The following is a 22,750-nucleotide window of genomic DNA, read 5'->3' on the forward strand; positions in this document are numbered from 1 at the left end:
GTTTGTTGCGTCAAGCGTTTTGTGAAAATAATTTAAAAATCTTTTAAACCGTTTTCTGCTTGCTGCTGCCTATTGGCAGCTCCTACAAACTTTACTTCACTCATCACTTAGTGCAAATTACTTACTGCAGCAATCTGTACTAAGGGATGACTTCTTCGTAACCTATAAAACAAACTTGTTTTTACTACCGCACAAACTTGTTTTTAAGATCACTTAGCAAGGTCGATAACTATAACACGGTGATTTTGATTTGTGCAAGTTATTTTCTTACTCTGTAAAACTGAGTGGGCTGCCATTAGACTAAACCGCACGCTGTGATACAGCTTGTTTGCTTATTACTGCCTGGCTAAAACTTGGCCCGTAACGTTGTGTTGGTGGGTTGGTAAAGCGCTGATAAGCAACCAAGAACGAAACTATAGCAAGCCTAAATTAACATTGCAAGCGTTTTGTGAAAAAAGAGGCTTATTTCGTATTTGGCTCTGAATGGCCCCCAGATTCAACCCTCTTACTGCTCTATATATAGGGCAAGACTGCATACACCGCAGCGCATCTTTTACAATGACTCTTTCCTTACTCTATATAGATAGGCATTTTTACTATGGCACGCCGATCACGCACCCCGCCCGATGAGCAGCTCAGTTTACTGGGTAGTGAGATATTGGCTAATAATCTATTTGAAGGCTCGCTGATCTCACACCTTGAACAGCTTCCTACCTTTTGGCAGGCGGCTCTGAATCAAGCTGAGTGCTTACAGACGATCAAGCAACTGGACCACTGGCTTGCACAAGAGCAGGAGCAACAAGTGGCTATCTACCCCAAACGCCCTTTTCGTGCTTTAGAGTTAAATAGCACTACGCCCATCCGGGTTGTCATTTTGGGGCAGGATCCCTATCACGGCCCTAATCAAGCTCAAGGCTTAGCTTTTTCCGTGCCAGACATCTGCCCTGCTCCGCCCAGCCTACGTAATATCTTTACCGAGCTGGCTTTAGAATACCCAGATCAACCGGCCCCTCCTAGCCATGACCTCAGTAACTGGGCCCGGCAAGGTGTTTTATTATTGAACACTTCGTTGACGGTGGCCGACGGCCTACCAGGGTCTCACGCACGTAAAGGCTGGGAGCAAATTACCGATGCCTTAATTAGCCACTTGGCGGCCCAGGCCGACACGCCCTTGGTGTATCTATTATGGGGTGCCCATGCGCAAGCCAAAACCGAACTGATTACTCATCACTCGCGTGTGGCACCGCTTATATTAAGCGCCAATCACCCCTCGCCTCTTGCTGCTCGCCGCCCGCCCGTACCTTTCATAGGCTGCGGACACTTTATTCAAACTAATCAGTGGCTGCAATCACATGACTTACCCAGCATAGACTGGTTCGCCACAGGACCTTAATCATGAACGTGAACAACGATGCTTGCCCCCTTAGCACAAGCCCACTATTTCTGGAAATTACTCAACAGTATGCGTGGCAGTTTGGTGGCAACCCTAGAATTAGCATTCCTGAGCACTGGCTAACCATTCTGCGACCTCTTTTCCAGTATGTGGATGAACTGATCAAAGATGACGTAGATCGTATGCTGTTTAGTTGGATTGACATCAAAGTGCATAAACAGCAGTTGGTGGTGTATTACCTCAGTCAAGAAGAACAAGAGTTAGCAATCGACCCTATTATTGATGAGCTACGCCAAGCCTGCCATCAGGCCGGACTAGAGCAGGCATAAAAAACCGGCTCTAGAGCCGGTTAAAAAGTACTGCTTAAGATTGAGCGAGACAAAGCTTAGGCGACCCCAGCCGCCTCAGCTTGCTGATCGGCATGATATGAAGAGCGCACCATCGCCCCCACTGCCGCATGCGTAAAGCCCATGGCGTAAGCTTCGCGCTCAAACATCAAGAACTCGTCGGGGGTCACATAGCGCATGACGGGCAAATGATGCTCGGACGGCTGCAAATACTGTCCGATGGTTAGCATCTCTACATTGTGCGCACGTAGATCACGCATTACTTCTAAAATTTCTTCGTTGGTTTCACCTAAACCCACCATCAAGCCTGACTTAGTGGGTACATTAGGATGCAATTTTTTGAATTCTTCCAGCAATTTTAGAGAATGGTGATAGTCAGAACCTGGGCGCGCCTGACGATATAAACGCGGGATGGTTTCCAGATTATGGTTCATGACGTCAGGAGGACACGCGTTCAGGATGTCGAGCGCACGCTGTAAGCGCGCACGGAAATCTGGCACCAGAATTTCAATGGTTGTATTCGGGGAGTGTTCACGCACCTGGCGTATGCAATCTACAAAATGAGCGGCCCCGCCGTCGCGCAGGTCATCCCGATCGACGGAAGTGATCACTACATAAGACAAGCGCATGGCACCAATCGCCTTGGCTAGGTTTGCTGGCTCATCAGGGTCTAGGGGGTCAGGGCGTCCGTGGCCCACGTCACAGAAGGGGCAGCGCCGTGTACATTTATCGCCCATGATCATAAAGGTAGCGGTGCCCTTACCGAAGCACTCTCCTATATTGGGACAGGAAGCCTCCTCGCAGACGGAGAACAATTTATGCTCACGTAGGGTCTGCTTGATCTCGTAGAAACGCGAATTGGGCGGGGCTGCCTTAACACGTATCCATTCCGGCTTTTTAAGGCGCTCGGCCTGCACTACTTTAATAGGGATGCGCGAAGTCTTGGCGTCTGCCTTCTGCTTTACAGTAGGATCATAGTCCACGTCACGTGGTCGTACAGCAGGTTTTCGAGCGGCGGTATCTACAGGACTGGTCATGAGTTAATTACTTCAAAAACTAGGCGGCTAATGCCCTAAATATGGAATGCAGCTAGACAGATTGTAAACTGCTAGCCTTGTTGAGTCCTAGTAAAGCATACAAGCTTTTAGGGTATGCCTTGTAAATATAGAGGTATCACTACAAACTTACAACGTCATGCACTACACACTAACAAGACTCAACGTATGGAGACTTACCCATGTCAACCAGTTCCAGCCCCGATACCCCCGCCGTCATTGTCGAACATTTCGACACCTATGCTAGCCTGACCTTGAATCGCCCTGCCAGTTATAACGCCTTATCCGAAGAGATGATGGCCGCCTTACAAGAGGCGCTTAATACGCTGGCTCAAGACGCCCGCCTACATTGCATTGTAATCAAAGCAGCAGGTAAAGCATTTTGCGCCGGGCACAATCTGAAAGAAATGCGCGCCCAACCAGAGCAAGCCTACTATGAAAGGCTGTTCCAACAATGCAGTAAAATGATGCAAAGCATTGTCCACTTCCCTGTCCCGGTGATTGCCCAAGTACACGGTATGGCGACGGCAGCCGGTTGCCAACTGGTGGCCAGTTGCGACTTAGCCCTTGCTAGCGACGATGCCAGCTTTGCCGTCTCTGGTATTAATGTAGGGCTGTTTTGCTCTACCCCAGCTGTAGCGCTCAGCCGCAATATAGGTTCCAAAGCAGCCTTAGAAATGCTCATGACAGGCCGCTTTATCTCGGCGGCGCAAGCGCAAGCTCAAGGCTTGATCAATCACTCTGTGCCTGGGCCAGACTTAGCCACTGCCACTCAAGAACTAGTGCAAGCCATCTGCAGCAAAAGTCCAGCCGCTGTGCGCACGGGCAAAGCCATGTTCTATAAGCAAGCCGCGCTACCGTTAGAACAAGCTTATGATTATGCTGGACACGTTATGGCTTGCAATATGATGCATGCTGACGCCACCGAAGGTATTGATGCCTTTATAGAAAAAAGACCCGCTGTGTGGGGCAAGACGGCCTAGGGGAATGCACCCGATCAAGCAGCCACGCCAGGCGTTGCCTGAGCCAAGGCATGGTTAATCTCGGCGTACAGAAGCTGCCCTACTTGCTCTAGCGGCAGCTCTACACCTAAGCGGCGCAAATCTGTAGTGGGCATACCGTGATAGCCACAAGGATTAATAGCGCTAAAGGGTTGCAGGTCCATATCGACGTTCAGTGCCAGACCATGGTAGCTACAACCATTACGGATTTTGACACCTAAAGCAGAAATCTTGGCAAGCTCCGCCCCTGTGTTGAGCGGTACATATACCCCGGGAGCCCCCGGCTTCTTACAGGCCTGCAGTACTCCTAGCCCATGCAACACCGCCAACACGCAGTCTTCCAGTAGGCGTACATACTCTTTGACGTACATGCCGCGCCTACGCAGATCTAGCAAGCAGTAAACCATGAGTTGGCCCGGACCATGATAGGTGACTTGCCCGCCTCGATCAGTGTGTACTACGGGAATGGCGGTGGTCTGCAAGATATGCTCGGGCTTGCCTGCCACGCCCTGAGTATAGACAGGCAGGTGCTCGGTAAGCCAGATTTCATCGGGCGTCTGTGCATCACGCGCGTTGGTAAACTCGCGCATTGCCTCCCAGACTGGCTGGTACTCTGAACCTTGCTTCAACCAACGACAATAGACGGGCCCCGACACTTCGCTACGCATTATTACAATACAACACGTACTAAATGATGCGCATGTAAGGTGCGATATAAGTCGTCGAGCTGCTCGCGTGAGGTCACCCACACACGATACGTTAAGCCTAGATAATTACCTTGCTTGCTCGGCCTGTGTTCAATTGTGCTGTCATCAAAAGTGGAATCAAACCCCAGCACAATTTCTGTGAGCTCGGACACAAGATTTTCATGCGCCACGCCCATAACCTTAATGGGAAAATGACAAGGGTATTCAATAAGGGACTCTTCAGGTGGAATGCTCATACCTGCTCCAATGACAAAATAGCCTGATCATACCCTTGCCTCAACTGTTTGAATATAGGGCCGGGCACGCCACTACCCACTGACACGCCATCTAGCTGCACCACGGGCAAAATTTCCTTACTGGCTGAGCTCAGCATAATTTCATCGGCTTGCAACACCTCGGCGCGCTTGATGTTACGCGCTTGAAACTCAATCCCGGCTTGGGCCGCCAGTTCTTGGATTAAACCGTAACGCACGCCCTCTAGAATTAAATGATTTCGCATTGGCGCCAAGAGCACCTTGTTTTTAACTATCCATACATTGCTTGAAGCCGCCTCGCTCAGTTGCTCTGCGCGAAACTGTATGACCTCGTCTACCCCTGCCTCGACAGCAGCCTGTTGAGCCAAAACATTGCCCAACAATGAAACCGATTTAATATCACAGCGCAACCAGCGTATATCCTCAAGGCTGATAGCCCGCAACCCTTGCACGCGCTTTTGGTCGGGACGCTTAAACGGCGTAACCATCATGAAAACCGTTACTGGCACCTGCTGAGGGAAGGCGTGATCGCGCTTTGCGGCGCCACGCGTTACCTGTATATACACCATGCAATCAGCACCTCGGCCAGAGCGCGCCAGCATGTCCAGCACCAGTTGCTCCCAGCCATGTGTGTTGTGTGGATTGTCTAGGCCGATAGCCGCTAAGCTGCGCTCTAGACGAGCTAAGTGGCCTGCCATACGGAAAGGCCGACCACGGTATGCAGGCACTACCTCATAGATACCATCGCCGAAAATGAATCCGCGATCGAGCACAGAGACCTTAGCATCTGCAAGCCGCACAAAATCGCCATTCAGATACACAATGCTATCCATGTCTACATCAGCAATCAGCATGCCTACCTCGCTCGTTTGAGTAATGTAATTAGTTGAACATTAAACGTACTTTATCAACCATGCGACCAAAAAAGCCTGCCTGGGGCACATCATTACTTACTACTAGGGGAGTTTCAAGCAGCGTATTACCCTCTAGGCTCAAGGATAATGTCCCTACGGTCGTGCCTTTGGTTAGCGGCGCCATCAATGGCTGAGTGTAGCTGGCCACAGGCTGTACTTGTGCCGATTTGCCGCGGGGTACGGTCACCCATACGGGCTCAGGGGAGCCTAAACCTACCGTTTCCACTTCGCCTTCCCACACGCGCGCCTCAACGGCGGGTTGCTGCGCGTCGTAAAGCTTCACTGTTTCAAAGTTTTGGAAGCTCCAATTCAGTAGTTTTAAGCTGCTTTCGACCCGTGCCGCGTCATTCGCCGCCCCCACTACCACGGCAATAATGCGTCGCCCGTCTCGATTGGCAGTGGATACCAGACAGTATCCGGCCGAGTTGGTGTGCCCAGTTTTCAGACCATCTACGGAGTTATCTAACCACAGCAAACGATTACGATTAGGCTGCTTAATATTGTTATAGGTATAGTCTTTCTGACTGTAGTAATGCAGGTACTGTGGAAACTCCACCACCAAACGGGCCGCTAAAGTGGATAAGTCGCGCACAGAAGTAAGGTGTTCGGGGTCAGGTAAGCCAGTTGAGTTGACATAATGTGTAGCACGCAAGCCTAGCTGCGCCGCTTTTTCATTCATTAATGCCGCAAAGGATTCTTCGCTGCCCGCCACCGCTTCGGCCAAGGCCACCGACGCATCGTTACCCGACTGCACAATCACGCCTTGCAGCAGTTCATCAACCGTCACTTGGGTATCAGGCTTAATAAACATGCGTGAGCCGCCGGTGCGCCAGGCTTGCTCAGAGACCGGCACTTCTTGGTCTAGCTTTAATCGCCCTGCTTCCAGCGCCTCAAAAACCAAATACGCTGTCATGATTTTCGTTAATGACGCAGGTTCTACGCGCTCATCTATGCCTTCCGATGCAATCACCTGACCGCTATTAGCATCAAGGGTGAGCCAAGCCTTCACGGCCAGATTAGGAGCTGGTATTGCTGAAAGATCACCAATCAGTGTAGTGCCACTGGTGCCGTCTTGTGCGGTAGCTGGCAGAGTCTGAGCTTGTAACCATAAGGGCAGCGCCAAAAACACGGCGGCGGCCACGCGAGAAATGGGTAAAATAACTGGATACTTAGCTGTAGATAGGGTCATGTTTACGCTTTGGGAGTAAATCGCGATTACGGAATAGATAATTATAGGCAGACCATGAAAGGGCTGGCTAAGTTCCAACTAGGTGTACTGTAAGCAAAAAAAACAAAGCCTGTTAAAGGGTCAAACCCAATGTCGCTAAGCGTTGCGCAACCACTTGGCGTAGCGTCAGCAAGCGACCGTGAAAGAAATGGCTGCTATCAGGCAATAAGGTAATAGGTAAGCCTTGTGCACGTGCAAAATCCATTGCTTCGGACAGCGGCACTACTTCGTCCGCTTCGCCATGAATAAGCAAGGTATCTTCGGGCAGGCTGAGCTCACGAAAACGGAAACGCTCGACGGCAGGCCCTGCCAAAATCAATGCTTGCGGCAAGGTCCGCTGCTGCTCTCGCAATGCTGAGTAAAGCTGCGCCGCCACTGCGGTGCCAAAGGAAAACCCCGCTAACGCCCATTTAGCCTGAGCAAGATCAGTGTATTGCTGTGTGAACTGTTCTACCAAGGCAAGCATATCGGCGGTCTCTCCGACAGCCTTATCAAACTGCCCTGCCGACAAACCTACCCCGCGAAAGTTAGGGCGCACTGCCAACAAGCCCTGCTGCACGGCAGCTCTGGACATGGTTGTCACCACTTTATTATCGCGCGCGCCCCCATGCAAGGGATGAGGGTGCAGTATCAAAGCCCATCCCTGCAATGCTTGCCCCTCGTCGGGCCAGTCTAGTGCACAATCTATCGTTCCAGCTTCGCCCTGGAACTGTATGGTCTTTATCCGTTCACGCATTTTCTGAGCAATCTTAAAATAGGGTTATTCTTACTCTTTCAGTGTACCGGAAATGCTTGCCGGAACCCTATGCCTTTATAAACCAGCACCATGACGCCTGATCCTGCTTATTTTTTACCTGATGCCACGCGTTTGCAAAGTTCGCTGCGCACGCGCTTACCGCATTTCCCTCACATCCGTTGGGTGAGTGAAACCGACTCCACCAATGCCCAGCTACTCAGAATGGCTCGACAAGATAGCGGCCCCAGCTTACGCCCGTGGTTATTAGGGGCTCACTTACAATCTGAAGGGCGTGGACGTGCGGGCCGCCAATGGCAAAACCAGTCGGGCTCACACCTTATGCTGTCCTGTGCTTTTGACATATTTCTACCCACTCGCCAGCTCGCCACCTTGTCACCCCTTATTGGCATGGCTAGTTGCGAGGCACTACGCAGCTTGCTTGACCCTAAGCAACAGCACAAGCTCACCATGAAATGGCCCAATGACGTGCTGTGGGAGGGAAAAAAACTAGCAGGCATTCTGGTAGAGACTACAAAAGCCAGCACTTCTCCCGCTAGCCCGGATCACCATGTAGTGATCATAGGCATCGGTTTAAATCTGCAAGACGGTGCTACGTTGTCCCAGCACCTTAATCGCCCTATCGCTGACTGGGGTATGCTGGCTATGGAATCAGAACGCGCTGCTCACGCGACGTGTGCCGATATCGTCACTCATTTGGCTCAAAGCTATTACCTTAGCCTTAACCATGTCACCGCCAAAGGTTTTGCCGACCTGCCAGAGCGCTATCGCAAAGTGGATCATCTGTTGGGGCAGCATATCCATATTATTCACAACGATCAGGTGCTACACACGGGCATTGCCCAAGGCATTAACGAGGCAGGTTTCCTATTGCTACGCCACCCTTCGGGCGAAGAGCTTGCTGTATCCGTAGGCGAGGTCTCGGTGAGACCGCAACGCTAAATTCCACTCCAAACCTATTTTATTCTTTTGCGTTCATGAATTTATTAGTCGACGCCGGCAATACCCGCATTAAGTTTGGCTGGTGTTGCGCTGCCAATCCTACTAGCACAATCCCCAACCTGGCCGTGCTGCCTGACCAGTTGAATGAGTTACCCGCCTTGCTTACACAAGCCGGTGCACCACTGAGCTATTGGAAAAGTCAGCCAGCAAAAATACACGCTATCGGGGTTAACGTCGCCGGTGGGGCAATACAACGTCGTCTGGAACAGGCCATTGCCGCGCTGGGCTTTACGCATATTGAATGGCTCAGCAGCCAAGAGTCACGCTATGGGCTACGCAATCGCTATGCGGTCGCCAGCCAACTCGGTACCGATCGATGGGTCGCGTTGCTTGGCTTGCACGCCCACACCTTAAGCGATAACACTTTAAGCAGTCAGCCGCTGATATTGGCCAGCTTTGGTACGGCCACCACCGTAGACACTTTATCACCACAAAACCAGCAAAAAGAGCGTGAGTTCCCCGGTGGATTGATTTTGCCCGGCCCCAGCCTGATGTTGCAATCCTTACACCAAAGCACTGCCCAGTTACCTTTAGCGGGTGGCCCTAGCCTTGCTTACCCGCAAGATACACTGAGCGCTATTAGCTCTGGCGTTGCCGCCAGCCAAGTGGGCGCTGTGCTGCGTCAATGGCATCAAGGTCTACTACATTATGGTCGGGCTCCTTCTGTATACTTAAGTGGTGGAGGCTTAGACTTAATTTATCCCGAATTGCAACAGGCATTGCAGCAAGCCTACCAACAACTCGGGTTACGCTCTACAAGCGCCACTTTATTACCTGTACCCGTGCTGCAAGGAATGGCTTATATACTTTCTTTGCACAAATTGAGTCTTGCCCCAAGAACTTAAAGTTACAATAGCCCTTTGTCGCAATAGTTTGCCCCCTATGCGCTTAATTGTCTTTCTGATCGTATTGTTAAACCTTGCTTTATTTGCGTACGGCCAAGGTTTTTTTGGTGTCGCCCCCAGTGAACTAGGTCGAGAATATCGCCAATTTCAAGAACGTAATCCAGAAAAAATTAAACTAGGGGTGCCTCAAAGCACTCTTGATTAACCCCGTTTACTCACTTTACCAAGCATATGAAACCAATACGTAAAGCTGTTTTCCCTGTCGCTGGCCTAGGAACTCGTTTTTTACCAGCAACAAAAGCGATGCCAAAAGAAATGCTGCCGATTGTCGATAAACCACTTATTCAATATGCCGTTGAAGAAGCCATTGCAGCCGGGGTAACGGAGTTAATTTTCATCACTGGCCGTAATAAACGTGCCATTGAGGATCACTTTGACCGCGCCCCTGAACTCGAATACGAACTCACCGCTAAGAACAAACATGAGCTATTGCGTTGCGTGCAAGATGTCATTCCTCGCCACGTCAGTTGCATCTATACCCGTCAGCCTGCTGCCCTAGGGCTAGGACATGCGGTTCTATGTGCCGCACCTATTGTGGGTAATGAGCCTTTTTTAGTCCTGCTAGCCGATGATCTTATCGACGCCAGCACACCCGTGGCACGTCAACTTGTTGAAGCAGCACACCAGCACAATGGCAGTATCATCGCGATTCAACAAGTAGCCCCTGAAGAAACCAATAAGTACGGCATTATTGCCGGTAAGATGGTTAATGCCTCCACCACCCACGTAACGCAAATTGTTGAAAAACCTGCCCCCGCCGATGCCCCCAGCACCCAAGCTGTCGTCGGTCGTTATGTACTAGAGCCCGAGATCTTCGAACACCTGCGTCGCACTCAAGCAGGAGTAGGCGGAGAGATTCAATTGACTGATGGAATTAGTAGTTTGCTACAGAATCAGAATGTATATGGATATCAATATGAAGGTACTCGTTACGACTGCGGTAGCAAAGCCGGATTCTTTCATGCTACGCTTGAAATTGGTCGTAAATACCACGGGCTTTAACATAGGGGCGCAGAGGGCCTGTTTTTAAAAACAAACAGTTCAAAGCGTAGTAGTTTTGGATATTGCAATTTAGCTTGACTCACGCGGGAATCGCTCATACGATTGACGCCGGAGGTTATCAAGTTGGTCGAAGTTTGTTCAATACGGTATTGTTGCTAGTACTCGTTGCCCTGATCTTTACATCTTGACAATCTTTTTTGAGCATTTGCTCGTATTTATTTAGGGAATGCAGAACATGCAAACAGAAACCGGCATCGTGAAATGGTTTAACAATGAAAAAGGTTACGGCTTTATCTCTCCTGAGAATGGCGGTAAAGACCTATTCGCTCACCACTCCGACATCTTGGGCACAGGCTTCAAGTCTCTGGAAGAAAATCAGCGCGTCTCTTACGTTGCTGCTGAAGGCCAAAAAGGCCCTCAAGCTAAAAACATTCAAAAACTGTAATTAACAGTTTTTGATGTGCAAAAGCCCGCTACACGCGGGCTTTTTTTATGCCTTAAAAAACAAAACCACCTAATAGCAATGTATAAAAACGACAGTAATAAAAAATTAATAATTTATTTCCTTATTAGCTCATTTTTTTAAATTATTTCATCCTTATTTCTTTTAAGCCTGCAATAACTCTTGATACAGATCCTGTATGCATTTGCACCCAATGCAAGGCTGAATCTGATAAAGAATGTAAGCGTGCAGGTTGATCTAATAGTTCCAGCGCCAATTGCACTGCATTATCTGCATTATTAATTCTAAGCACTGCATTTGCTTCAACAGCATCATGCACTGCTTGCTCAAAATGGCGCGTATGGGGACCCACTATTACCGGTATACCTATTGCACTGGCTTCAATAAAGTTTTGTCCTCCAAAGGGCGCAAAACTACCCGCCACAATCGCTATTTTTGCTAGCGCATAATACCAATGCATTTCGCCTAAGGTATCCCCTAGCAGCACGTCCACCTGTTGGCAGGCTTCCAGTGCCGAGGTACTGCCATCACCCAAGCTTATCAAGGTGCTGCGTTTCACATAACTTAACTGTTTTTGCTGCAAAATTTGCTCTAAGGGCTCGAATCGCTGTGGATGGCGCGGCACTATGACAAATAACACGGGCTCTTGTAAGCCCGACGCCGCATCACGCACTTTACGCATATAGCGCTCGATAGCATCGGCAAACCATTCGTCTTCCCCCTCGCGCGTACTGGCAATGACGATAATCCGACGCGCTAGGCTTTGCGCAAACTGACGCCCGCGAGCAATTTTTGCTTCAGGCAAAAGCACATCAAACTTTAAATTTCCAGATACGCGTACCCCGCGTGCGCCCGCATGCTCTAGACGGTGGGCATCTTGTAAGGTTTGTGCATATATCACGCTAAAGCTGCGATACGCCTGGCGCATGACTGCCCCCAAGCGAATACTCGAACGCAGAGCCTGATCAGACAGGCGGGCACTGGCCAGCATTAACGGCACCTTGGCACGCACCCCAGCGGCCATTAAATTAGGCCACACCTCACGCTCGATAATAATGCCGGCAGACAATCGATAATGCTCAAAAAATCGCCGTGTAGCCCCTGGGAAATCATACGGCAGCCACTGCTGCACGAGCTGACCTGTTGCGATCGCCTCAGCAAACGCACGCGCACCTTCTTCGCGCCCTGTTACCGTCATATGTGTTAACAAGACCCGTTCGCCTTGATTCAGCAAGGCGCGAATCAGCGGTTCGGCCGCCCGAGTTTCTCCGAGGCTCACCGCATGTACCCAGACGGCGTCTACGAAAGGGCTAGGGGCGGCACCAAACAAAGCAAAACGTGCTTTAGAGCACACCTGCCAAGCCCCCCCGGCACGCCGTGCGCGCAACCCCATATACATAAGGAGCAAAGGGGAGAACGTTCGAAAGGCAGCGGTGTAGAAAAATCGGTTCACATCCAGGCACTCTGGAGATTTAATAAATAACTCAGCCCAGAGATAGGTTCCTGCTTATGCAGGAAAGCTTGCCTGATCGGAGGACTTGAGCACAGGATCTGATTGTAGCGCTTGATCAATAGCACACAACACTGTGTGTACGGAAGGCTCTTGTCCACGCTCACCTAAGCTAGCGGTGTAAGCATCACCCTCTAGGGGCGTACGCACGGGAGTGGAGGCCTTATAAATACCAATGGTGGGGCGTCCCAAACCACTGGATAAGTGTGTCAAGCCGCTATCTAAGCCTACCATAATACGGGCGCCTGCCAATTGCAACGCTACCTGCGTTAAACCCATGCGGGGTAATACGTGGGCATTGGCCCGGTGTTGTATAAGTTGCTCTGCCCGCTCGGTTTCAGAAGCACTGCCTGCCAACAGACGCAAGGCTAAGCCCTCAGTTTGCAAGCGATCAAAGACTGCCTGCCAATTTTCGGGAGCCCACAATTTATTATCCCGACTGGCGGAGGGCATAATAATGGCATACGGCTCTTGGTTAGGGTCAGCCTGTGCCGCTAAAGCTTGCAAACCAAAATTCGGCGCTCCTTGGCTAACATAGTTAAAACATGCTGCTGCTAGGGTTCGCTGACGAAAAACAGCCGGTTGCCAAAAAGGTACTCGATGTTTGACTTGATAAAATAAAGACGCCAGGGGTTCTCGTGCCGACTTCCAGTCTAGGCCATGACGTACCCCATGGGTTTGCCGTACTAACCAAGCAGACTTTAGTAAGCCCTGCATATCTAGGACTACATCGTACTGACGTGCCCCTAAATTGGCCTTGAGCGCAGCGCGCTCTTGCTGGGTCTGTGCAGACCACCAGTTTTTGCGCCATCGCCTATGCGCCACACGAATAACATCATGAATCGCTGGGTGCCAGCGGGGAATATCAGCAAAGCTTTCTTCCACTAGCCAGTCAATCTGCGCATTGGGCACGTGCTCGGCGATCTCAGTGATGGCTGGCAGCATATGTACCAGATCACCCAAAGATGAGGTACGAACAATAAGTATCTTGCAAGTCATGGCGAAATTATAGTGGCGGCAGAAAAAAATAGTCGTACGTGATAGGAGAAAGACAAAAAATTTTACCTTTTTCCGTAACCACCATTTGTTCAATTTCGTACCGCTACGTATGATCACTACAGCAGGGTCTGTTTGACTACGCTAAATTTCTGATCATCTGCCTTGAAGAGTGTTTATGCCGATTACCATCCTTGAGTTACAAGCAGCCCTAGAGTCAGGCTCCACTACCGCTGTAGAACTAACGCAACGTGCCTTAGAACGCATACAAAATGAGCAAGGTGAAGGCCCGGCCTGCTTTATTGAAGTGTTTGCCGAGCAAGCACTAGAAGCGGCCCGCGCCTCTGATATTTTGCGCGCCGCAGGCCTCAGCCGCTCGCTACTTGAGGGCCTACCCATGTCCGTCAAGAATTTATTTGATGTAGCAGGCTATCCTACCTTAGGCGGCTCAATCGTCCTTGAGGATGCCGATCCCGCGATGTACCACAGCGTAGTGGTGGACCGTTTGCTTAAAGCAGGTGCCATTTTGCTAGGCTCCACCAACATGACCGAATTTGCTTTTTCGGGTTTAGGTATTAACCCCCACTACGGTACGCCAAGCTCGGTTTGGCAACGCGATCAGGCCCGTATACCTGGCGGATCATCCTCGGGCGCGGGCGTCGCTGTGGCCGATGACATGTCGGTATTTTCTATTGGTACCGACACAGGTGGCTCTATTCGTATTCCTGCTGCGTTTAATGGCGTGGTCGGTTTTAAACCTACCGCTGAACGCATTCCCAGCGATGGAACTATGCCCTTGTCGCGCAGCTTGGACTCCAGCGGCCCTTTAGCGGCTTCTGTAGAATGTTGTGCCATTGTTGATGCCGTGCTCAGCGATCAAGCTTACATTCCCCTTCTTCCTTCGCCTTTAGAGACGCTACGTTTTGCCCTACCCGACGCTTATGTCTTAGAGCAGATGGACGATACCGTAAAGGAAGCCTTTGAACGCAGCTTGGCCCTGCTATTGGAGCACGGTGCACAAATCGACACCATCGCTATTCCAGAGTTCGCACAATTGCCTTACATCAACCGCCAAGGCGGCTTGGTGTGTGCCGAGGCATGGGCCTTACACCGTGAGCTCATCGGTAGCAATGAGTCCGATTACGACCCTCGCGTTGCCTCCCGCATTCTGCGCGGCAAAGAGATGGACTGCGCAGACTATATTGATTTGCTCGATACACGCGAAGCATGGATCGCTGCTGTAGAAGCACGCCTCAATGGTTACGATGCACTATTGCTGCCCACTGTCCCCATCATCGCACCCCGTATTGCCGACCTTCAAGCTAGTGATGCAGCTTACTTTGAGGCAAACGCCCTTATTTTGCGTAACCCTAGCATTATCAACTTCTTAAATGGCTGCGCTTTGTCTATACCATGCCATGCCGATGGCCAAGCTCCGGTGGGTTTGATGGTGGCTGCACCGGCCTATCATGATCAACACCTACTTGCCATCGGAGCAGCGATAGAACAAGCCTTATATGCTTGAAACACCGCTGATATGGCGTAAGATAAGTGTGCTGCGCAGACTGATGCGCAGCACATGTTTTAGGATTTAGGATGCCGTCCCTGCCCCCCCTTTCTGCCAAGCCGCATGCCAGTACACTCCCTATTGGCGGCATACTTGTACTTATCGCCTCCACGTGGGCCCTTTCCGGCTTAGATGCCAGTGGTAAGTGGGTCATGGGTCTAGGCGTCCCGCTGCTATTGATGTGCTGGTTTCGCTACGTTATCCATTTTTTCTTGGTGCTGGCCTTGGTCTTTCCCTCGAAAGGCTGGGGTGTGTTTCGTAGTCAACGCCCGCGCGCTCAGCTTCTACGCGGCATTATCATGATGCTCGCCACCTTTTCCTTATTTACCGCCCTACGTTATTTGCCTCAGGCTGAAGCCACCGCCATTAACTTTTTAGCACCCTTAATCGTGCTGGCGGCCGCCCCGTGGCTGCTGAAAGAAAAAAGTTATGTCTCGCGCTGGATTGCGGCGGGCGTAGGGCTAATTGGTGTGCTGATTATCATTCGGCCTGGCAGTGATCTGCCGCCGGTAGGGATCTTTTTTGGTTTAATCACGGCATGCATGTTTGCCATGCAGTTCATTGTCACGCGACGTGTGGCTATCGACAATGCCATGACCACCTTGCTATGGAGTGGGGCCATAGGTAGTTTATGTTTAACTATCGCCTTGCCATTTATTTTACCGGCTGCCTTGCCCATACTAAAGACCCTAACACCGCTACAGTGGCTGGTGCTTGCCTCAACTGGTTTCTGGGGCGCCTTAGGTCATCTGTGGCAAATTCAAGCTTACAGGCTAGCGCCAGCATCATTGCTAGCCCCGTTTGTCTATTTGCAGATTATCGCCGCCGGTGGTTTGGGGTGGCTAATTTGGGGGCACTTTCCTGACCGTACCAGTTGGTTTGGCATTCTGATTATTTGCGTTAGCGGTATCGTCATCGGCGCCATTGAATGGCGCCGTGTGGCTAACACTGACCATTAGTTTTGTGCTGGTAATTGCCAACCCTGTACAAAAGCGGCAACCGCTTGGCGTTTGCCGCCCGCTTTTTGTACTTCCAGTAAACGCAACACACCTTGCGCAGTCGCGACATCAATCCCTTGCTCGCTCACCTGAATTATTTTCCCCGGCTCGGCCTGCACCTTCTCAGACAGAACCGTGGCACGCCATACTTTTACTGGATCTTTAAGGCCTGGTAAACGCATCGTCGCTCCCGGCACCGGGTCGAACGCACGGATGCGGCGCTCCAAAACAGAAGCCGCGAGGGCAAAATCAAGCGGTGCCTCGGCCTTGTTCAGCTTTGCGGCATAAGTCACTCCCGCTTCAGGCTGCTGCTGCGCCTTAAGCTTGCCCTGCTCTAACAGTTCAATAGCCTGCACAATCGCACTGGCCCCTTGCTGGGCAAGCTCGTCGTGAAGCCGACTAGCATTGTGTTCAGGCGTGATGGCCAGTTCGGTACGCAACAACATATCGCCCGTATCTAAGCCTTCATCCATTTGCATAATGGTGATGCCTGTCTGCTTATCACCCGCTTCAATGGCGCGTTGAATAGGGGCTGCACCACGCCAGCGTGGCAACAAGCTAGCATGTATATTCAAACAGCCGTAACGCGGTAGCGCGAGTGTCCAAGCGGGCAAAATTAAACCGTACGCCGCAACTACCATTAGATCAGGCTGTACGGACTCTAATAATGCCTGAGCCTGTGCTGCCTCGGGGGCATAAGCACCATTCAAGCGCAAGCTTAATGGCTGCGCCACGGGTATATTCGCGGCTAGTGCCGCTTGCTTCACGGGGCTAGGCGTTAACTTCAGGCCTCGCCCTGCAGGCCGATCAGGCTGGGTTAAGACTAAGGGTATCGAATGACCCGCTTGCAATAAGGCCTCCAGCGCCAGACGTGCGAAGTCTGGTGTACCTGCAAACACTATACGCATGCGACTTACACCCCTGCCTTAAGCTCTTCGCGTTGCTGCTTGCGCAAACGTGAACGAATACGTTCGCGTTTCAATACCGACAAATATTCTACAAACACTTTGCCGTCCAAGTGATCAAGCTCATGCTGCACACATACTGCTAACAAGCCATCAGCTTCCTGCTCATACTCGTTACCGTGGGCATCCAAGGCTTTAAAGCGTATGCGCTCTGCTCGTTCGACTTTGTCGAAAATAGTGGGCACCGATAAGCAACCTTCTTCATAAACCTGTAGCTCATCGCTTTTCCAGGTAATGACCGGATTAATCAAAACCTGCAGCTCATCGCCTTTTTCTGAGACGTCGATCACGACGACTCGTTCATGTACGTCGACCTGAGTCGCCGCCAAGCCTACTCCAGGAGCAGCGTACATGGTTTCTGCCATGTTTTTGACTAGCGTACGTATGCGCTCATCCACCTGCTCTACGGGTTTGGCCACCGTATGCAATCGTGGATCCGGATATTTCAATATAGGTAACAAAGCCATGATAGGTTTCCGCTCAATAGCGTAATCTGTATAAACAAAGTGAAATTGTAGGCCTGATCGCAAGAAGATACGGCGAGCCAGACATTTTTAAAGCGCGTTAGGATAAATCTATCCCAACCAAGGCGCTAAGCAAACATAATTTGGTGTAAAACTAGACTATGCCACTACATTTTACTACCGATGAACTTTCCGCTTGGCTGCGCTTATCCTTAGAACCAGGTTTACGTAGCGACCAGGCACGCCTATTACTAGGTGCTCTAGGGCTGCCGCCAAGTATCTATGCGGCCTCTAGCAGTGCTTTGCTGCGCTATCTGCCAGCACCACTTGTTGCGCAGTTACGCCAACCCCCTAACGATACACTGCAACAACAAATCGACCGTACCCTACAGTGGCTAGATCATGAGCATCATCATGTACTGACCCTAGCTGACCCAGCTTATCCGCCCGCACTACTCGATTTACACGACCCACCACTCATTCTATACATCAACGGCCAGCTTAGCCATCTGCAACAGCCCGCCCTGGCTATCGTAGGCGCGCGTAACGCCACCCCTGGCGGCACAGCCATTGCCCAAGACTTCGCGCACTATCTGGCCGCACAAGGCTGGCTCATTTGTAGCGGTCTGGCAAGCGGTATTGACCAAGCCGCCCATCGCGGCGCCCTAGCGGCGGGCCCCCAAGGCGCTGGCACCGTGGCCATTTTAGGCACTGGTATCGATTTGGTTTATCCCGCTGCGCATCGCCAGCTAGCCCATGATATTGTACAGCACGGCATTTTACTGAGCGAATTCCCGTTAGGCACTAAAGCCCTACCTTACCATTTCCCTAAACGTAATCGTTTGGTGGCGGCCTTTAGCAAGGGGGTGCTAGTGGTAGAGGCCGCACGCCAAAGTGGTTCGCTTATCACTGCCAAGCTTGCTACCGAATTAGGACGCGAGGTTTTTGCTATCCCTGGATCGATACATTCCCCCTTATCACGAGGGTGCCACGCTTTACTCCGCCAAGGAGCCAAGTTAGTTGAGCAAGCCCAAGACATACTCGAAGAGCTTGCTCCCAATTCTCTCAACCCCCCACTGTCTACGCTGGCCCCTGATCCCACATTAAGTGCTGCAGCGCGACAAGTGCTGACATTACTGGATTACAGCCCTCAAAGCGTCGATGAGTTACAACGGCTCTGGACTGGCTCACCTGCAACCTTAGCCCAAAGCTTACTTGAGCTAGAAATGGCCTCATTAGTAGCACGTCTTGAAACAGGAAACTACCAGCGCTTAAAAAACTAGTAGGCTCCCTCATAGTCGGGCGCGCACAATCCCGTTATCATGACGCTATTGTGTCGCGGCGTGCAAAGCCGCTCTTGCCTTCAGGATCTCTTATGTCTTTACCAGATCGCGTCAAAATAGTAGAAGTCGCTGCCCGCGACGGCCTGCAAAACGAAAAACAATTTATTGCTACGGACGTCAAAGTCGAACTCATCAATCGTTTAACCGCCGCTGGTTTTGCAAATATCGAGACCACCTCATTTGTATCCCCTAAGTGGGTCCCACAAATGGCCGATGCCACCCAAGTCATGGCGTCCATACAGCGTAATCCCAATACGCTATATTCTGTACTCACTCCCAATCTAAAAGGGCTAGAAGGCGCTTTAGCCTCGCAGGCCAATGAAATTGTTATCTTCGCTGCGGCAAGCGAGTCGTTCTCGCAGCGTAATATCAATTGCAGTATTGCCGAGTCAATTGCCCGTTTTGAACCGGTTGCTGAACAAGCCAAACAAGCAGGTCTGCTGATACGTGGTTCCATCAGTTGTGCACTAGGCTGCCCCTACGAGGGCGAAATTGCTATCGATGCTGTGGTCGATGTCGCCAAGCGCCTAGAGGCCTTAGGCTGTCACGAACTGGATGTCGCGGACACCATTGGTGTGGGTACACCAAACAAGGTGTATGAAGTCATGCGCACCGTCACCGAGCACATAGATCCCGCCAAAATTTCTGGCCACTTCCACGACACCTATGGCCAGGCTATTGCTAATATCGTGGCTGCACTGAACGCTGGCATCAGTATTATTCATAGCTCTACCGCTGGCTTAGGCGGTTGCCCTTATGCCAAAGGGGCTACCGGTAACGTCGCAACCGAAGACGTGTTGTACCTACTGCACAATATGGGAATTCAAACCGGCGTAGACCTTGATGCCGTCGTGGATATAGGTCAATGGATTTCAGCTCAGTTAGGTCGCCCCTCTTTTAGCCGTGCAGGCAATGCCTTAGCCGCTCGTAAGGCAGGGTAATGCAAGCCTCCACACGCCGCCACGAAGTGCTAGAACAGCTCAGCACCTTACCCATTCGCGGCCGCTCATGGCCTAAAGGGGTAGCGGGGATGGCGTGGGTTGTGATTACTTTAATTGGTGTACGCTTTATTCAAGTGGCCAGCGGGTTCAACGGCCCCGCCGTTAATCCCTACGTAGCAGCCTGCATGGTCTTGCTGTTTGTGGCCCTACTGGTCATCGCTTATTACATGTGGGCTGGCCACACCACTATCGATGATCGAGGCATACGCCAAAGCTGGGTCATGCGACGTGAAATTAATTGGGATGACATCAATACAGCCAAGTTTATTCCTTTGTTAGGCTCGAAACGCTTGGTCTGCTTCCCTCGTCGAGGCCGCCCCATCGTCTTTCAAGGGGCAAGCCTAGAATTACAGCGTGCCTTCGCCCAGATTTCGCTTATTTACCAAAAGCGTCACTAATTCCTTACGTTGTCGAAAAAACCCGCCGTCCAGCCTAGGCTGGAACGACGGGTGTCAACTACAACAGGAAAGTATCAGGATAATCTTAGCGTACCGGTAAGCCGTACACGAGGCCACCCTCTGTCCAAAGCGCGTTCAACCCACGCTGAATTTTTAATGGGCTACCTTGGCCGACGTTACGCTCGAAGCTCTCGCCGTAGTTACCCACTTGCTTAATGATGTTATAGGCCCATTTTTCATCGAGCCCCAAGTTTTGTCCCGCGCCGGGTGTGACACCTAAAAGCCGCTGTACATTGGGGTCGGTGCTGGTAAGATGCTGGTCAACGTTTGCTGAAGTCAGGCCTAACTCTTCGGCGTTAAAGCTCGCCTGTAGGGCCCACTTTACAATATTCAGCCACGCATCATCGCCCTGGCGCACATAAGGCCCTAAAGGCTCTTTAGAGATAATCTCTGGTAACACCAGATAGTCGTCAGGGTTCTCCATTTTGGAGATACGAATCGACGCTAGCCCAGAAGCATCGGTAGTAAACACGTCACAACGCCCCGCCACGAACGCATTAACTACCTCGTTAAACTGCTCAATAACAACAGGGGTGTACTCTACCTTGTGCGCCCGTGCCCAGTCGGCCATGGTGTTCTCGTTCGATGTGCCTGTTTGCATGCACACGGTTGCCCCATTGAGCTCTTTGGCGCTGTTGACGCCTAACGCTTTAGGCACCAGAAACCCCTGACCATCGTAAAAGTTTATCCCTGCATGGATAGCTCCTACCGCCGTGTCGCGCTGCTGAGTCACCGTTGTATTACGTGCTAGCACATCAATTTCGCCAGACTGTAACGCCGTAAAGCGTTGCTGTGAGTTCAAAGGGACGGCTTTAAATTTAGAGCTGTCTCCTAGAGTAGCAGCCGCCACCGCACGGCATACGTCAATATCCAATCCGCGCCAGACGCCTTGTGCATCTGGCGCCGAAAAACCAGCAAAGCCCGTAGTAACGCCACATTGCACATAGCCACGTTGCTTGACGTTGGCCAAGGTATCGGCCTGTGCAAACTGGGTTACGCCCAACAGGGCCAAGGCTCCTAGGGATTGCTTCACATAGCGCATGGTATTCTCCTTTGCTGGATAGATAAGTAAACTATTTTCCAGCATATTACCTTAGCGCGTTATACATCTGTGTATATATGCACATAACGACTTATTCATAGCTGCGTTGATCTTCAATTACCTTCCCATCATTCGGTAAGGTGCCCACAGTCACAAATTCAAGTTCCGCACGTAATTTAGTGATTTCTCGCACGCTACTGAGCACCGATTCCTCTAGGCTCGAGAACTGCTCCGCCCCTTCTAACTGCAGGACCATTTTATCTTCTCCTAACTTGCCTCGCACCACCAATCGTGCGCGACTAAACTCAGGATGCCGCGCTAGAATCTGTGCCACTTGTGCCGGATGAACAAACATGCCTCGAATTTTGGTAGTTTGGTCTGCCCGTCCCAGCCATCCGCGTATACGCGTATTTGTGCGACCACACGCCGATGCTCCTGGCATAACTGCCGATAGATCCCCTGTACCAAACCGCACCAAAGGATAGTCAGGGTTCAATGTGGTGATCACTACCTCACCAACCTCGCCATCTGGCACCACAATCCCCGTACCCGGGCGCACAATTTCTACAATCATATCTTCATTGAGCACCAAACCTTCACGCGCTTCGGTTTCATAGGCAATCATGCCCAAGTCGGCACTACCATACGCTTGGAACCCATTGACACCGTGTTCGACAAACCACGCCTGCATGGAAGGGGTGAAGGCTTCGCCAGAAAACAAGGCTTTACTCAAGCTAGGAATCCGAGTCCCCATAGCCTGAGCCTTTTCTAGAATGATTTTCAAGAAACTAGGCGTGCCGGTGTACGCAGTGGGTGCTAAGTCCTGCATGGCCACAACCTGTTGCTCGGTTTGGCCCACGCCCCCCGGGAAAACAGTACATCCTAAGGCGTGCGCCGCCGTTTCCATCATTGAGCCGGCTGGAGTGAAGTGGTACGAGAAGCAGTTATAAACGAGTTCGTTATCGCGTATGCCCGCCGCATATAACGCACGCGCAAAGCCCCAGTAGTCGGGGCGTGCACTTTCTGGCTCATACATAGGGCCCGGCGAGGCAAACACGCGTTTAGCTTGCCCCCAACCTATCGTAGAGAAGCCGGCAAATACATCCTCCGCACGTATTTTCCCAGCATGCTTAGCCTTTTCACGCGCTTCAAGTTGGGCTTGTAACAACTCGCTTTTTCGGATGACCGGAATACGTGCTAAATCGGCGCGGCTACGTAAAGCATCTGGCTCCACACCCTGTAGCTGCGTCGCAATCGCCGGCGCCCTAAGGGTTGCTTGCCTTAACGCTTTAGGTAACCGCTCCATCAGGGACCGTTCGCGCTCCTGTGGATCCGCCGTTTCACGTTGGTCGTAATGCTTCTGCATGCCTTTCTCCTGCTC

General features: G+C 51.2%; 25 protein-coding genes. 13 read left to right on the forward strand and 12 right to left on the reverse strand.

Going from position 1 to position 22,750, the window contains the following annotated elements:
* Positions 1 to 598: 598 nt before the first annotated feature.
* Together OSH01_RS13150 and OSH01_RS13155 are read left to right on the forward strand one after the other, a co-directional pair.
* Positions 599 to 1,393: a uracil-DNA glycosylase gene (locus OSH01_RS13150; RefSeq protein ID WP_266124579.1), complete on the forward strand. Its 795-nt coding sequence runs from the start codon at positions 599 to 601 to the stop codon at positions 1,391 to 1,393.
* 2 nt (positions 1,394 to 1,395) lie between these two features.
* Positions 1,396 to 1,722: a hypothetical protein gene (locus OSH01_RS13155; protein WP_266124580.1), complete on the forward strand. Its 327-nt coding sequence runs from the start codon at positions 1,396 to 1,398 to the stop codon at positions 1,720 to 1,722.
* A gap of 56 nt (positions 1,723 to 1,778) precedes the next feature.
* Here OSH01_RS13155 and lipA read toward each other — a convergent pair whose 3' ends face one another.
* Positions 1,779 to 2,777 (reverse strand): lipoyl synthase, encoded by a 999-nt coding sequence (lipA, locus tag OSH01_RS13160; RefSeq protein ID WP_266124581.1) that lies wholly within the window; start codon positions 2,775 to 2,777, stop codon positions 1,779 to 1,781.
* Between the two features lie 200 nt (positions 2,778 to 2,977).
* Between lipA and OSH01_RS13165 the strand changes: the two genes are divergently transcribed.
* Complete coding sequence (locus tag OSH01_RS13165; RefSeq protein WP_266124582.1) at positions 2,978 to 3,778, forward strand: enoyl-CoA hydratase; 801 nt, start codon at positions 2,978 to 2,980, stop codon at positions 3,776 to 3,778.
* 14 nt (positions 3,779 to 3,792) lie between these two features.
* Here the strand turns inward: OSH01_RS13165 and lipB are convergent, their stop codons facing one another.
* The 5 genes from lipB to OSH01_RS13190 all read right to left on the reverse strand — a co-directional run bounded on the left by lipB (position 3,793) and on the right by OSH01_RS13190 (position 7,635).
* The gene (lipB, locus tag OSH01_RS13170; protein WP_266124583.1) at positions 3,793 to 4,464 is read right to left on the reverse strand and encodes a lipoyl(octanoyl) transferase LipB; all 672 of its coding nucleotides are present in this window, start codon (positions 4,462 to 4,464) and stop codon (positions 3,793 to 3,795) included.
* A 2-nt stretch (positions 4,465 to 4,466) separates the two neighbouring features.
* On the reverse strand, positions 4,467 to 4,739 hold the full coding sequence (locus tag OSH01_RS13175) for a DUF493 family protein (RefSeq protein ID WP_266124584.1): 273 nt from the start codon (positions 4,737 to 4,739) through the stop codon (positions 4,467 to 4,469).
* Positions 4,736 to 5,608 (reverse strand): D-amino acid aminotransferase, encoded by an 873-nt coding sequence (locus OSH01_RS13180; RefSeq protein ID WP_376918115.1) that lies wholly within the window; start codon positions 5,606 to 5,608, stop codon positions 4,736 to 4,738. The genes OSH01_RS13175 and OSH01_RS13180 overlap by 4 nt, the downstream gene beginning before the upstream one ends.
* Before the next feature lie 31 nt (positions 5,609 to 5,639).
* Positions 5,640 to 6,860, reverse strand: a complete 1,221-nt coding sequence (locus tag OSH01_RS13185; RefSeq protein WP_266124586.1) for a D-alanyl-D-alanine carboxypeptidase family protein — start codon at positions 6,858 to 6,860, stop codon at positions 5,640 to 5,642.
* Positions 6,861 to 6,972: 112 nt separating this feature from the next.
* Entirely contained in the window at positions 6,973 to 7,635 is a 663-nt protein-coding gene (locus tag OSH01_RS13190) for an alpha/beta hydrolase (RefSeq protein WP_266124587.1), read from the reverse strand.
* A 90-nt stretch (positions 7,636 to 7,725) separates the two neighbouring features.
* Between OSH01_RS13190 and OSH01_RS13195 the strand changes: the two genes are divergently transcribed.
* The 5 genes from OSH01_RS13195 to OSH01_RS13215 all read left to right on the forward strand — a co-directional run bounded on the left by OSH01_RS13195 (position 7,726) and on the right by OSH01_RS13215 (position 11,007).
* Positions 7,726 to 8,595 (forward strand): biotin--[acetyl-CoA-carboxylase] ligase, encoded by an 870-nt coding sequence (locus tag OSH01_RS13195; protein ID WP_266124588.1) that lies wholly within the window; start codon positions 7,726 to 7,728, stop codon positions 8,593 to 8,595.
* 35 nt (positions 8,596 to 8,630) lie between these two features.
* Positions 8,631 to 9,500 (forward strand): type III pantothenate kinase, encoded by an 870-nt coding sequence (locus OSH01_RS13200; RefSeq protein WP_266124589.1) that lies wholly within the window; start codon positions 8,631 to 8,633, stop codon positions 9,498 to 9,500.
* A gap of 37 nt (positions 9,501 to 9,537) precedes the next feature.
* Complete coding sequence (locus OSH01_RS13205; RefSeq protein WP_266124590.1) at positions 9,538 to 9,705, forward strand: hypothetical protein; 168 nt, start codon at positions 9,538 to 9,540, stop codon at positions 9,703 to 9,705.
* 26 nt (positions 9,706 to 9,731) lie between these two features.
* A complete protein-coding gene (gene galU, locus OSH01_RS13210) occupies positions 9,732 to 10,562 on the forward strand; it encodes a UTP--glucose-1-phosphate uridylyltransferase GalU (protein ID WP_266124591.1) in 831 nt (276 codons plus the stop codon).
* Positions 10,563 to 10,797: 235 nt separating this feature from the next.
* Complete coding sequence (locus OSH01_RS13215; protein WP_266124592.1) at positions 10,798 to 11,007, forward strand: cold-shock protein; 210 nt, start codon at positions 10,798 to 10,800, stop codon at positions 11,005 to 11,007.
* 142 nt (positions 11,008 to 11,149) lie between these two features.
* On the opposite strand, the gene OSH01_RS13220 is transcribed toward OSH01_RS13215, so the two are convergent.
* Complete coding sequence (locus tag OSH01_RS13220) at positions 11,150 to 12,478, reverse strand: 3-deoxy-D-manno-octulosonic acid transferase (RefSeq protein WP_266124593.1); 1,329 nt, start codon at positions 12,476 to 12,478, stop codon at positions 11,150 to 11,152.
* A gap of 54 nt (positions 12,479 to 12,532) precedes the next feature.
* Positions 12,533 to 13,534: a lipopolysaccharide heptosyltransferase I gene (gene waaC, locus OSH01_RS13225; RefSeq protein ID WP_266124594.1), complete on the reverse strand. Its 1,002-nt coding sequence runs from the start codon at positions 13,532 to 13,534 to the stop codon at positions 12,533 to 12,535.
* A gap of 175 nt (positions 13,535 to 13,709) precedes the next feature.
* Here waaC and OSH01_RS13230 point away from each other — a divergent pair, with 175 nt between their 5' ends.
* A complete protein-coding gene (locus OSH01_RS13230) occupies positions 13,710 to 15,056 on the forward strand; it encodes an amidase (protein ID WP_266124595.1) in 1,347 nt (448 codons plus the stop codon).
* A gap of 71 nt (positions 15,057 to 15,127) precedes the next feature.
* A complete protein-coding gene (locus tag OSH01_RS13235) occupies positions 15,128 to 16,057 on the forward strand; it encodes a DMT family transporter (RefSeq protein WP_266124596.1) in 930 nt (309 codons plus the stop codon).
* On the opposite strand, the gene fmt is transcribed toward OSH01_RS13235, so the two are convergent.
* Together fmt and def are read right to left on the reverse strand one after the other, a co-directional pair.
* The gene (fmt, locus tag OSH01_RS13240; protein WP_266124597.1) at positions 16,054 to 17,004 is read right to left on the reverse strand and encodes a methionyl-tRNA formyltransferase; all 951 of its coding nucleotides are present in this window, start codon (positions 17,002 to 17,004) and stop codon (positions 16,054 to 16,056) included. The genes OSH01_RS13235 and fmt overlap by 4 nt on opposite strands.
* Before the next feature lie 5 nt (positions 17,005 to 17,009).
* Positions 17,010 to 17,528 (reverse strand): peptide deformylase, encoded by a 519-nt coding sequence (gene def / locus OSH01_RS13245; RefSeq protein WP_266124598.1) that lies wholly within the window; start codon positions 17,526 to 17,528, stop codon positions 17,010 to 17,012.
* Between the two features lie 158 nt (positions 17,529 to 17,686).
* On the opposite strand from def, the gene dprA reads away from it, so the two are divergent.
* From dprA to OSH01_RS13260, 3 genes are all read left to right on the forward strand, one after another.
* Positions 17,687 to 18,808: a DNA-processing protein DprA gene (dprA, locus tag OSH01_RS13250; protein WP_266124599.1), complete on the forward strand. Its 1,122-nt coding sequence runs from the start codon at positions 17,687 to 17,689 to the stop codon at positions 18,806 to 18,808.
* 92 nt (positions 18,809 to 18,900) lie between these two features.
* Positions 18,901 to 19,809: a hydroxymethylglutaryl-CoA lyase gene (locus tag OSH01_RS13255; protein ID WP_266124600.1), complete on the forward strand. Its 909-nt coding sequence runs from the start codon at positions 18,901 to 18,903 to the stop codon at positions 19,807 to 19,809.
* On the forward strand, positions 19,809 to 20,267 hold the full coding sequence (locus OSH01_RS13260) for a hypothetical protein (RefSeq protein ID WP_266124601.1): 459 nt from the start codon (positions 19,809 to 19,811) through the stop codon (positions 20,265 to 20,267). The genes OSH01_RS13255 and OSH01_RS13260 overlap by 1 nt, the downstream gene beginning before the upstream one ends.
* 85 nt (positions 20,268 to 20,352) lie before the next feature.
* Here the strand turns inward: OSH01_RS13260 and OSH01_RS13265 are convergent, their stop codons facing one another.
* Together OSH01_RS13265 and OSH01_RS13270 are read right to left on the reverse strand one after the other, a co-directional pair.
* Positions 20,353 to 21,369 (reverse strand): amino acid ABC transporter substrate-binding protein, encoded by a 1,017-nt coding sequence (locus tag OSH01_RS13265; protein WP_266124602.1) that lies wholly within the window; start codon positions 21,367 to 21,369, stop codon positions 20,353 to 20,355.
* Positions 21,370 to 21,460: 91 nt separating this feature from the next.
* The gene (locus OSH01_RS13270) at positions 21,461 to 22,735 is read right to left on the reverse strand and encodes a phenylacetate--CoA ligase family protein (RefSeq protein ID WP_266124603.1); all 1,275 of its coding nucleotides are present in this window, start codon (positions 22,733 to 22,735) and stop codon (positions 21,461 to 21,463) included.
* Positions 22,736 to 22,750 lie beyond the last annotated feature (15 nt).

Origin of the sequence: Alcaligenes endophyticus (assembly GCF_026344035.1) — a bacterium.
Classification (GTDB): Bacteria; Pseudomonadota; Gammaproteobacteria; order Burkholderiales; family Burkholderiaceae_B; genus Alcaligenes; species Alcaligenes endophyticus.